The organism is Streptomyces sp. NPDC050806, from assembly GCF_055586425.1.
Map to the genome: position 1 here is coordinate 261,807 of NZ_JBVJIF010000005.1, position 11,929 is coordinate 273,735.

Annotated in this window: 8 protein-coding genes and 1 pseudogene; 7 read left to right on the forward strand and 2 right to left on the reverse strand. The window is 70.8% G+C overall.

From position 1 onward, the window contains the following. Positions 1-61: 61 nt before the first annotated feature. The 7 genes from ACZ6WH_RS17280 (at position 62) to ACZ6WH_RS17310 (ending at position 10,099) form a co-directional block, all read left to right on the forward strand. Positions 62-3,742, forward strand: a complete 3,681-nt coding sequence (locus ACZ6WH_RS17280) for a discoidin domain-containing protein (protein WP_469729274.1) — start codon at positions 62-64, stop codon at positions 3,740-3,742. A gap of 161 nt (positions 3,743-3,903) precedes the next feature. After that, a complete protein-coding gene (locus ACZ6WH_RS17285; RefSeq protein ID WP_469729275.1) occupies positions 3,904-4,680 on the forward strand; it encodes a PIG-L deacetylase family protein in 777 nt (258 codons plus the stop codon). Positions 4,681-4,784: 104 nt separating this feature from the next. Next, complete coding sequence (locus ACZ6WH_RS17290; RefSeq protein ID WP_469729276.1) at positions 4,785-6,308, forward strand: GMC family oxidoreductase; 1,524 nt, start codon at positions 4,785-4,787, stop codon at positions 6,306-6,308. A 152-nt stretch (positions 6,309-6,460) separates the two neighbouring features. After that, positions 6,461-7,390: an ABC transporter ATP-binding protein gene (locus ACZ6WH_RS17295; RefSeq protein WP_469729277.1), complete on the forward strand. Its 930-nt coding sequence runs from the start codon at positions 6,461-6,463 to the stop codon at positions 7,388-7,390. After that, complete coding sequence (locus tag ACZ6WH_RS17300; RefSeq protein ID WP_469729278.1) at positions 7,387-8,229, forward strand: ABC transporter permease; 843 nt, start codon at positions 7,387-7,389, stop codon at positions 8,227-8,229. The genes ACZ6WH_RS17295 and ACZ6WH_RS17300 overlap by 4 nt, the downstream gene beginning before the upstream one ends. Positions 8,230-8,261: 32 nt before the next feature. Continuing rightward, positions 8,262-9,497, forward strand: a complete 1,236-nt coding sequence (locus tag ACZ6WH_RS17305; protein ID WP_469729279.1) for a sensor histidine kinase — start codon at positions 8,262-8,264, stop codon at positions 9,495-9,497. Continuing rightward, positions 9,494-10,099, forward strand: a complete 606-nt coding sequence (locus ACZ6WH_RS17310; RefSeq protein WP_432862856.1) for a response regulator transcription factor — start codon at positions 9,494-9,496, stop codon at positions 10,097-10,099. Before ACZ6WH_RS17305 ends, ACZ6WH_RS17310 begins: the two co-directional genes overlap by 4 nt. A gap of 17 nt (positions 10,100-10,116) precedes the next feature. Here the strand turns inward: ACZ6WH_RS17310 and ACZ6WH_RS17315 are convergent, their stop codons facing one another. Further along, a complete protein-coding gene (locus tag ACZ6WH_RS17315) occupies positions 10,117-10,542 on the reverse strand; it encodes a pyridoxamine 5'-phosphate oxidase family protein (RefSeq protein ID WP_469729280.1) in 426 nt (141 codons plus the stop codon). Between the two features lie 208 nt (positions 10,543-10,750). After that, positions 10,751-11,854, reverse strand: a pseudogene (locus tag ACZ6WH_RS17320) (pectate lyase family protein); the annotation flags it as partial. Positions 11,855-11,929: the final 75 nt, after the last annotated feature.

The following is an 11,929-nucleotide window of genomic DNA, read 5'->3' on the forward strand; positions in this document are numbered from 1 at the left end:
AGCCCCCACCAGAGCCGCTCCCTCGCCGCCGGGCGCGTGCGAGGCAGAAGATCGGGGATCCATGTCACGACCACAGCTGCCACGACCACACCGGGGCAGACGGCGCGCCGTCGCCCTCCTCGCCACCGGACTGCTGGTGACCGTCCTGCCGTTGCCGGCGGCCACCGCGGCCCCCGCACCGAACGTCGCGGAAGGCGCGAAGGCCAAGGCGAGCAGCGCGCAGCGGGGCCACGGCGCCGCGCAGGCCCTCGACGGCGATCCGTCGACGTACTGGCAGAGCGCGAAGGGCAAGCGCCCGCAGTGGGTGCAGGCCGACCTCGGCGTCACCCGGCGCATCGACCAGGTGACCCTGCGGCTGCCCGGCGGCGGGCCGGCCCCGGCCCAGGCCTTCACGCTGCAGGGCAGCACCAACGGCAAGGACTTCACCGACCTGACCCAAGTACAGCGACACCGACTCGGCGGCAGTGGCAAGCGCTCCGTCACGTTCACCCTCGGCACCACCGCGACGCGCTACGTCCGTGTCCTGCTGCCCAGCGGCGGGAGGCTCGCGGAACTCGAAGTGCGCGGCCCGGCGGGCGGCGACAACCGGCCCCCGTCCGCACCCGGTGGACTCTCCCTGGCCGCCGCCTCGCGCCCCGGCCACACCGCGCTCGCCTGGCCACGGGCGACGGACGACAAGAAGGTCACCGCGTACGACGTGTACGCCGACGGCCGGCTGCGCACCAGCCTGCCGGGCACGGTGACCACGTACACCGATACGGACACGGCCGGCGTCGCCGTGACGTACACCGTCCGTGCCCGCGACGCCGCCGGCAACCAGTCGCCCGACAGCCGGGCCGTGACCCGCAAGAAGGGCCGCACCGGAGTCGCCACGGCACCGGCAGCGCCGGAACGCCGGGACGACCAGGCGCGGAAGGGCGGAGCACGGAAGAACGGCACTCGCGCCGCCGAGGCCACCAACCTCGCCGTCGGCAAGGAGGTCACCGCCTCCTCCTACACCCAGACCTACGTCGCGAAGAACGCCAACGACGGCCGGACGAGTACGTACTGGGAAGGCGCGCCGGGCAGCTACCCGACCACCCTCGGAGTGAAGCTCGGGGCCAACGCCGACGTCAGCTCCGTCGTCGTCAGGCTCAACCCGGACAGCATCTGGTCCACCCGCACCCAGCGCATCGAGGTGCTGGGCCGCGAGCAGAAGGCCAGTGGCTTCACCAGCCTGGTCGCCGCGAAGGACTACACCTTCAACCCGGCCAGTGGCGGCAACAGCATCACCATCCCGGTGACCGCGAGGATCGCCGATGTGCAGCTGAAGTTCACCGCCAACTCCGGTGCCCCGGGTGGCCAGGTGGCGGAGTTCCAGGTCATGGGCGTCCCCGCGCCCAACCCGGACCTGGAGGTCACCCAGCTGACCACGTCACCGCAGTCCCCGGTCGAGTCGGACGCGATCACGCTCGGCGCCACCGTACGCAACCGCGGGACGCAGGCCTCCACCGCCACCGACGTCGCCTTCCAGCTCGGTGGGGACAAGGCCGGAACCGCCTCCGTCGGCGCGCTGGCCGCGGGCGAGACGAAGACGGTCACCAAGAACATCGGTACGCGCGCGGCGGGCACCTACCCCCTCAGCGCCTCCGTCGACCCGGCCAACACCGTCATCGAGGAGAACGAGGGAAACAACGGCTACACCAGCTCCTCCCCGCTCACGGTCAAGCCGGTCGCCAGCTCCGACCTGGCCGCCTCCGCGGTGACCTGGTCGCCCGGCGCCCCGTCCGCCGACGACAACGTCGCCTTCTCCGTCGCCCTGAAGAACCAGGGCACCCAGCCCTCGGCCGATGGGAGCCACGGCATCACCCTGTCCGTGGTCAACGCCTCCGGCACCACCGTCAAGACGCTGACCGGCGCCTACACCGGCACGATCGCGGCAGGCAGCACCACCGCCCCCGTCAAGCTCGGCACCTGGACGGCCGCGAACGGCAAGTACACCGTCAAGGTCACGGTGGCCGATGACGCCAACGAGATCCCGGCCAAGCGGGAGAACAACACCAGCACCAGACCCCTGTTCGTCGGCCGCGGCGCCTCGATGCCGTACGAGACGTACGAGGCCGAGGACGGCGTGCTCGGCGGCGGGGCCAAGTCCGTCGGCCCCAACCGCAAGGTCGGCGACCTCGCGGGTGAGGCGTCCGGGCGCAAGGCGGTGACCCTGAACAACACCGGTGAGTACGTCGAGTTCACCACCAAGGCCGCCACCAACAGCCTCGTCACCCGCTTCTCCATCCCGGACGCACCGGGCGGCGGCGGCACCGACGCGACGCTGAACGTCTACGTCAACGGCGCCTTCCGCAAGGCCATCTCGCTGACGTCCAGGTACGCCTGGCTGTACGGCGCGGAGACCGGCCCCGGCAACGACCCCGGCGCCGGCGGCCCGCGGCACATCTACGACGAGGCGCAGCTCCTGCTGGGCGAGACCGTCCCGGCCGGCGCCAAGATCAGGCTCCAGAAGGACGCCGCCAACACCTCCCGGTACGCCATCGACTTCGTCGACCTGGAGCAGGTCACCGCGGCCCCCAACCCCGACCCGGCGGCTTACACGGCCCCGGCCGGCTTCACCCACCAGGACGTGCAGAACGCCCTGGACAAGGTACGCATGGACACCACCGGCAAGCTGGTCGGCGTCTACCTGCCGCCCGGCGACTACGAGACGTCCAGCAAGTTCCAGGTGTACGGCAAGGCGGTGAAGGTCGTCGGCGCGGGCCCGTGGTTCACCCGCTTCCGTGCGCCCTCCTCGCAGGCCAACACCGACATCGGCTTCCGCGCCGACGCCACCGCGAAGGGCTCCGTCTTCTCCGGCTTCGCGTACTTCGGGAACTACACCTCGCGGATCGACGGCCCCGGCAAGGTCTTCGACTTCTCGAACGTCTCCGACATCACCATCGACAACATCTGGGCCGAGCACATGGTCTGCCTCTACTGGGGCGCCAACACCGACCACATGACCATCAAGAACGCCCGTATCCGCAACACCTTCGCGGACGGCGTCAACATGACCAACGGCAGCACCGACAACGTCGTGTCGAACAGCGAGGCGCGAGCCACCGGTGACGACAGCTTCGCGCTCTTCTCGGCCATCGACGCCGGTGGCGCGGACGAGAAGAACAACGTCTACGAGAACCTCACCTCGCTGCTGACCTGGCGCGCCGCGGGCATCGCCGTCTACGGCGGCTACCACAACACCTTCCGCAACATCCGGATCGCCGACACCCTCGTCTACTCGGGCATCACGATCTCCTCACTGGACTTCGGCTACCCGATGAACGGCTTCGGCACCGACCCCACCAACCTGGAGAACATCACGATCGAGCGGGCCGGCGGCCACTTCTGGGGCCGGCAGACGTTCCCCGGCATCTGGCTCTTCTCCGCCTCGAAGGTCTTCCAGGGCATCCGGGTCACCGACGTGGACATCGTCGACCCGACGTACCACGGCATCATGTTCCAGACCAACTACGTAGGAGGACAGCCGCAGTTCCCGGTCAAGGACACCATCCTGACCGACGTCTCGATCTCCGGGGCCCACAAGAGCGGTGACGAGTTCGACGACAAGTCCGGCGTCGGCATCTGGGCCAACGAAATGCCGGAGCCGGGCCAGGGCCCGGCCGTCGGCGAGGCCGTCTTCCGCAACCTGCGCCTGACGGACAACGTACAGGACGTGAAGAACACCACCAGCACCTTCAAGATCACCCGGGAGTAACCCACCACGGGGCCGCCCCAGCGCGTCACCGCCGGGGCGGCCTCTCCGGCCCAGGCGCCCGCAGCCGAACCGGCCGCCGAGCCGGTCCGGGCTGCGGTCAGTAGCTGCCCCCTTCCGGGGCGTACCATCGGGCTCCCCGTGCATCGGAAGGTGATCTGCTTATGGCCCAGCCCGAGCCCGTGCCGAGTCTGTTGGGGGTTTTTGCTCATCCGGATGACGAGTCGTTGTCGGCGGGCGGGGTGCTGGCCCGGCATGCGGCCGCGGGGGCGCGTACCGGTGTGGTCACGGCTACCTGGGCCGCGGACACCTGGCGGGCCGGGGAGCTGGCCGAGGCGCTGCGGATTCTCGGCGCGGGTGAGCCGCGGATGCTCGGCTATGCCGATGCGCGATTCCCGCCGTCGGCCCCGGGATGCGTGCGTTTCTGCGATGCGCCGCTGGACGAGGCCGTGCGGCGGTTGGTGGTGCACATCCGGGAATTCCGCCCGGACATCGTGGTCACGCACGATGCCTACGGCGGGCTGCCCGGCCACCCGGATCACGTGCACACCCATCGGGTGACCGCGCTCGCCACCCAGGCCGCCGGGCTTGAGCAGCTGTACCCGGACGCCGGCGCCCCCTGGCAGCCGCGTGCCCTGTACCTGGCCACGCACCCGCACTCCGCCGTGCCCGCGCTGCGAGACGCGATCGGTGGCGGCGAGGTGATGTACAGCGTCCCGGACGAACAGATCACCGCGACCGTGGATGTCGGCCCCTGGCTGGAACGGAAGGTCGCCGCTGTGCTGGCGCACCGTTCCGAGGTGGAGCGGGGAGCCGCGCCGGGCGTGATCGCCGGTCTTCAACCGGGCGAGCAGGAGAGGCTGTTGGGTACCGAGTGGTATATCCGGCACACCGCTTTCACCGGTACCTCGGTGGTGGGGCAGACGGAATTGACCGGGTGAGGGCGTGCGTTGGGGACTGCCCGTGCGCTTGGCGGCTAGCCGTGTGGTTCCTGGGCTCGTACGGTTTTCCCGCAGTGTGTGTGATGTTGCGGGAGGAGACCGTCATGGTGGAGCCACGTACTGAGCACGACTTCGTGGTGGTGGGGGCCGGGTCGGCCGGCAGTGTGATCGTCCGGCGGCTGCTGGACGCCGGCCACTCGGTTCACGTACTGGAGGCCGGGCCGGTCGACAGTGACGAGCGGGTGCACAGTCCGCAGGGCTGGCCGCAGTTGCTCCAGTCGCCGCTGGACTGGGCGGTGATGACCGTGCCCCAGAAGCACGCGAACAACCGGCCGCTGTACTGGCCCCGCGGCAAGGTGCTCGGCGGGTCGAGTTCGCTCAACGGCATGATCTACATCCGCGGACACCGCAGTGACTACGACGCCTGGGCCTACGAGGGCTGCCCCGGCTGGGACTGGGACAGCGTGCTGCCCCTGTTCAAGCGGTCCGAGGACCACGTCGACGGCGAGAGCGCCTGGCACGGCAAGGGCGGCCCGCTGCCCGTCAGCAGGATCGCCGAACCGCACCCCACCGCGGCAGCGTTCGTCGAGGCCGCCGTCGCCCTCGGGCACGAGCGGACGGACGACTTCAACGGCGACACGATGGCCGGCGTCGGGTTCAACCACGCGACCATCCGCGACGGCCGCCGCATGAGCGCCTGGCAGAGCTTCGCCGTACCGGTGCGGGACAATCCCCGGCTGACCGTCACCACCGGCGCCCACGTGCACCGCGTGTTGTTGGAGGGCGGCCGTGCGATCGGTGTCGAGTACGCCGCCGGGGGAGACCTGCACCGGGCGTACGCCACCGCCGAGGTCGTACTCAGCGGCGGAGTCATCGGTTCGGCGCAGACCCTGCTGCTGTCCGGCATCGGCCCCGCAGCGCACCTGCGCGAGGTCGGCATCGACGTCGCCGTCGACCTGCCGGGCGTCGGCGAGAACCTGCACGACCATCTCCTCGTCAGCAATGTGTACGAGGCGTCCCGCCCGCTGCCGCCGGGACAGGCGAACCTGCTGGAGAGCCAGCTGTTCACCGCCACCGACCCGCGCCGCCCGGGCCCCGACCTGCAGCCGGTGTTCCTGCACCTGGTCTACCCGGCCGAGTCGTACCCCGTACCGGAACACGGGTACACCCTCGCCCCGGGCATCGTCCGGCCGCTGTCCCGCGGCACGCTGCGGCTGGCTTCGCCCGATCCGGAAACCGCCCCGCTGGTCGATCCGAACGTCCTCGCCGAGCGGTACGACCTCGAAGCGATGGTCGACGCGGTGGAGCTGTGCCGGGAGATCGGCGGTCAGCGCGCGTTCGACGCCTGGCGCAAGGCGGAGCTGGCCCCGGGGCCGGAGGCACGTACGCGGGACGATCTGCGGGAGTTCGTGCGGCGGGCGGTCGGCACGTACCACCATCAGGTCGGCACCTGCCGGATGGGCCAGGACTCCCTCGCCGTGGTCGACCCCGAGCTGCGCGTCCGCGGCGTCGAGGGGCTCCGGGTGGCGGACGCCTCGGTCATGCCGTCCGTCCCGTCCGGCAACACCAACGCACCGACGATCATGGTTGGCGAGAAGGCCTCCGACCTGCTCATCGCCGCGTCCTGAGTCGATGCCCGGTCGACGACGTGCACCCTGACCTCCCGCTCGGATACGTCAGCGCCCGCGGGGGGCCGAGGGCGGCCGTGCATGACATCTGTCATGCACGGTCGTGACAGACCGCACGGGGCGGGGCGGCGGATCGCCGCCAAGGTTGAGGCATGGACACAGTCATCGAAACAGTCGGCCTGCGGCGGAGCTACCAGGGCTTCGACGCGGTGCGCGGCATCGACGTCTCGGTCGCGCGCGGCGAGCTGTTCGCCCTGCTGGGGACCAATGGGGCGGGGAAGACCTCGACCCTGGAGGTCCTTGAGGGCCAGGCCGCGCCCACCGCGGGGACCGTACGGGTGCTGGGCCGCGACCCGCATGCCGACCGTGCCGCGGTGCGGCCACGGATCGGGGTGATGCTCCAGGAGGGCGGGTTTCCCACCGAACTGACCGTCGCGGAGACCCTGCGCATGTGGGCGGGGTGCACCAGTGGCGCCCGCCCGGTGGACGAGGCGCTGGCACTGACCCGCCTGGGCGAGCGGCGCACGGTACGCGTCAAGCAGCTCTCCGGCGGCGAACGCCGGCGCCTCGACCTCGCGCTGGCGCTGCTGGGGCGGCCCGAGGTGCTCTTCCTCGACGAGCCGACCACCGGCCTCGATGCCCAGTCCCGCCACGACACCTGGAACCTGATCGGCGAACTGAAGCGCCAGGGCACCACCGTGCTGCTGACCACGCACTACCTGGAGGAGGCCGAGCAGCTGGCCGACCGGCTGGCGATCATGCACGCGGGCCGGATCGCCACCACCGGCCGGGTCGCTGACGTAGTGTCACAGCGGCCCTCCCGGATCAGCTTCGAGCTGCCGTGGGGCCGCTTCCCGGGCGATCTGCCGCCGCTCGACACCATCGGCGTCACGGCCCACGACATCTCCGGGCAGCGCATGCGCCTGGAGACGTTCGATCTGCAGCGCACCACGACGGAGCTGCTGTGCTGGGCCCGCGAGCAGGGCGTGGAACTGTACGGCCTCGACGCGCGCTCCGCGTCGCTGGAGGAAGCCTTCATGGAGATCGCCAAGGGCCTGAACGACGAGGAGACGAGCCGATGACCCACACCTCCGGCACCCTGACGCCGACGGCCCCCGCCACGAGCCCGCCCCCGGACACCACCGCACGAGGTCCGCGCCGCGGCACCGCGGCCCGGATGGCCGCGCTGGGCCGCGGCGAACTGACACTGCTGCTGCGCAGCAGGGCCTCCCTGGTCACCGCGCTGATCCTGCCCGGCACCCTAGCGTTCTCGATGCGCGGCATGGTCAAGAGCCTCAACCTCGACGACACCGGCCTGTCGATCGCGACCGTGCTGCTGCCCGGCACGCTCGGCATGGCGCTGTTCTTCGCCCTCTACACCAACCTCGTCGGCGTGTACGTCACCCGCCGCGAGGGCCTGGTCCTCAAACGCCTGCGTACCGGGGAGGTCCGTGACGCGGAGATCCTCACCGGTGGCGCGCTCCCCGCCGTTCTGCTGGCTCTGGTGCAGTGTGTGCTGCTCGGTGTCGGACTCACCGTGCTGCTGGACGCGCCCGCCCCGGCCGCCTGGCACCTGGCGGTCCTCGGCCTGGTCCTCGGCATCGTCCTGCTCGTGGTCGGCGCCGCACTCACCGCCGCCTTCACCCGTACGGCCGAGAGCGCCCAGCTGACGTTCCTGCCGTTCATGCTGGTCAGCATGGCCGGGTCGGGGTTGTTCCTGCCGCGCGACGTGCTGCCCGACATCGCCGCGCAGATCGGCGCGTGGCTGCCGTTCACTCCGGTGATGGACTTGCTGCGCGGCGGCTGGACAGGAGATCTTGGCGGCATGGACCAGCTCCGACTCATCCTGAGCGCCCTGGCCTGGATCGGCGTGGCGGCCCTGGGCGTGCGCCGCTTCTTCCGCTGGGAGCCGCGGCGTTGAGTTCCCAGCGCCCCGCGCCGACGGGCCCGGCCGTGACCAGCGTGCAGCACTGGGTGGAGCGTTTCGGCGGGGCGAACGGCCCCGCCCGCTACCGCCGCTACGCGCTGGGCTCCATCACCTCCTTCGCCGTCTTCGAAGCCGCGCTGTGGGTGTTCTGGCTCGTCGGGTCGGAGGCCGACGGACTGTCGCTGACCGTGGTGGCGGTCCTGGCCGCTGCGCACGTCTGGCTCCAGATCGTGTTGTGCAGGGTGGGCATGCGCCACTACCTCGGACTCGTCCGGCGCCCGTATCCGTTGGTCGGCCTGTACACGGGCGTGACAGTGGTGACGGTCGCCGTGGGGTGCCGGCTGGAGGCGAGCGGCCGGATCGACGGCGGAGACCTGGCTCCGTACGTGCTGTGGCTGCTGATGTTCTACTCCGGGCCGCCCCTGTTGGCGCTCAGCTTGCGCGGCGGGGCGCTCCTGGTGGCGACCGTGGCGGCAGCGACGCTGATCGCGGTGGCCGCGATCGGGGTGCGGGGCGAATCGCTGGCCCTCGCGGTGGGCGCCTCCGCGTTCATGGTGCCCTTCACGGCGCTGGCGTACCGGACCACCGGCTGGAGCGTGCATCTGGTGGACGAGCTGGCCGCCGCCCGCGTGACGCAGGCGCGCCTGGCGGTGGCCGAGGAGCGGCTGCGTTTTGGCCGGGACCTGCACGACGTACTCGGCCGCAACCTCGCCGTGGTCGCGCTCAAGAGCGAACTGGCGGTGCAGCTCGCGCGGCGCGGCAAGCCCGAGGCCGTCGACCAGATGGTCGAGGTGCAGCGCATCGCCCAGGACTCCCAGCGCGAGATCCGTTCGGTCGTACGCGGATATCGCATGGTCGACCTGCACACCGAACTCGCCGGCGCCCGCTCCGTCCTCGATGCGGCAGGGATTCCCTGCCGCATCGAGGACGGGCCCGCCGCGCGGCTGCCGGCCGAGATCCAGTCGGCGCTCGGATGGGTGGTGCGCGAGGCGACCACCAATGTGCTGCGCCACGCGCAGGGCGCCACGCGGTGCGAAGTGTCCTTGCGCGACAGCGCAGACGGCACGATCGTGCTGGTCATCGAGAACGACGGTACGGATGAAGGCGATGCGGCCGGTCAGGGCGCCGGCAGCGGGCTCGCGGGGCTCAGGGAGCGACTGGTGGAACTGAACGGCACACTCACGACGCAGGCGCGCCCCGGAGGCGTCTTCCGCCTGACCGTGACCGTACCCGCGACCGTCCCGTGGGAGGAAGAAGCATGATCAGGGTGTTGCTCGCCGAGGACGAGCACCTCATCCGGGGCGCCCTCGCCTCCCTGCTCGCCCTGGAGGACGACATCGCGGTGGTGGCCGAGGCGGGCTCGGGCGACGAGGCGCTGGCCATGGCCCGGGCCCACCGGCCCGACGTCGCCGTACTGGACCTGCAGATGCCCCGCGGCGACGGCATCACCGTCGCCGACCGGCTGCGCGAGAACCTGCCCGACTGCGCCACGATGATCGTCACCAGCCACGCGGGAGCCCATGCCCTCAAACGCGCCCTCAGCGCCGGCGTCCGCGGGTTCGTGCCCAAGACCGTCTCCGCGCAGCAGCTGGCGCAGATCATCCGTACCGTGCACACCGGCGGCCGCTACGTCGACCAGGAGCTGGCCGCCGACGCCATCGCCGCCGGCGATTCCCCCCTCACGCCCCGCGAAGCCGAACTCCTCGCGATGGCCGAGGAGGGTACCCCCGTTGCCGACATCGCCGCCCGCGCCATGCTGTCCGTCGGCACCGTCCGCAACCACCTCTCCGCCGCCGTCACCAAGATCGGCGCCGAGAACCGCCACATGGCCGCGCGCCTCGCCCGCGAACGCGGATGGCTGTAGACGGCTCGCCGGCCGTCTCAGGCAGCGCCCATGTCGGAGCTGACCCAGCGCTGCGGACGCATGCGGATGAGCACCTGCGGCCCCAGCTCCCGCTCCGCGAAGTCCACGAACGCCTCGGCCTTCTCCGTGGGCAGGTACCGGGAGGCAAGCGTGAGGTGGTCCTCACGGGTGCCGGGATCCACCGCCGTGACGGGGCCTTCGACGGAGACGTACCGGACGGTGGGCTCCACCCGGTCCACCATCATGGTGAAACGGCCGGCAACGTCGATGAGCCGGGCCTTGCGCGAATCCCTCCCGGTCAGGATCCAGAGCTCGCCGCCCGGCTCGTAGTGGTACCAGATCGGCACGGTGAGCGGCGCCCGCCCCTCCTCGGCCGTCACGGAAAGAGCACCGACATACGGCTCGGCCAGGAACTGCTCACGCTCTTCACGACTCAACGCCACGGCATCTCCTCAACGACTCGCCACGTACGCAAACGACTCCCAACGTACGCACAGAGTCCCGTCGATCCCACGCAATTGGCCGGCGGCACGCCGCGTCGGGAGAGGAGAGTCCTCGTGCGAGAACGGGGCGCGCCCCACCCGTAGCCGACAGTGGGCCACGAGTGGGGGCTGTGGTGTGCCGGGGAGTGGCAGCTGGTGAGTGCCGTCAGCAGGTGCCGTCGGACTCCTGGAGGTTCTTGCCGGCTCCCGCGGTGCGTTCCACGATGCCGGGTACGCACGCGGTGTCGTCGAGGCGGTAGGAGTAGGGGATGGCGACCGAGGTGTTGGACTGCGGGTTCGGGCCGGCGGGGTTGTTGTCCTCGCCGGGGCTGGACCAGGTCACGTTGTCGAAGGTGTTGCCGCTGACCTGCCAGTAGCCGGCGGCGTCGGTGTAGAAGGTGCCGAGGACGTCCTTGGAGTCCTCGAAGTAGTTGTTGTCCACCTTGGCGCGTGCCCCGGCCCGGGAGTTGATGCCGGACTCGTTGAGGCTCACGTAGTGGTTGTTGTAGAGGTGCGCGATGCCGCCGCGGAGCAGGGGCGCGCGGGAGTCGATGTTCTCGTACAGGTTGTGGTGGTACGTGACGTAGCCGTTGGAGACGTCGCTCTCGCTGGACCCGATGAGGCCGCCGCGGCCCGAGTTGCGCAGGATGCTGTAGGACAGGGTGACGTACTGGGTGTTGTCCTTCATGTCGAAGAGGCCGTCGTACCCCTCCGACTCGCCGCCCGATGCCTCCAGAGTGCTGTGATCGACCCAGACGTTGCGGACGTCCTTCTCCATGCCGATGGCGTCGCCGCCGTTGGACGTGGGGGAGCCCGACTTCTTGACGTTCTTGACGGTCACGTTCCGGATGATGATGTTGCCGGCCTCGCGGATATGGATGCCCAGCTGGTCGAAGACGGCTCCTTTGCCGACTCCGACCAGCGTGACGTTGCTGATCTGCTTGAGCTCGATCACGCCCGCCGCGGTGTTGCAGCTGTCGCCCGACACCTTGGCGGTGTTGCCGTGGTTGATGGTGCCCTCGACCTCGATGGTGATCGGGGTGCTGCTGTCGGCCCGGTTGCACAGTGCCGCGTGGATCGCGGTCCCCGTGGTGGCCCGTACGGTCTGCCCGCCCGCGCCTCCGGTGGTACCGCCGTTCTGGGTGGCGTAGCCGGTGGCGCCGCCGGCCGCGGCCGACGCTTCGGGTACCGGCAGAACCGCGCCGGACGCGGCCGCCAGGGCCATCGTGGCCAGTGCCGCGTGGAGTCGCCGCCGTGCGACTGGTCGTCTCATCCTCGTGTCTCCGCTCGTCCAGGCGTGCTGAGTGGTGGTGCCGTACGCCGTAGTCGTCGCAGCGGACGCCGAGGT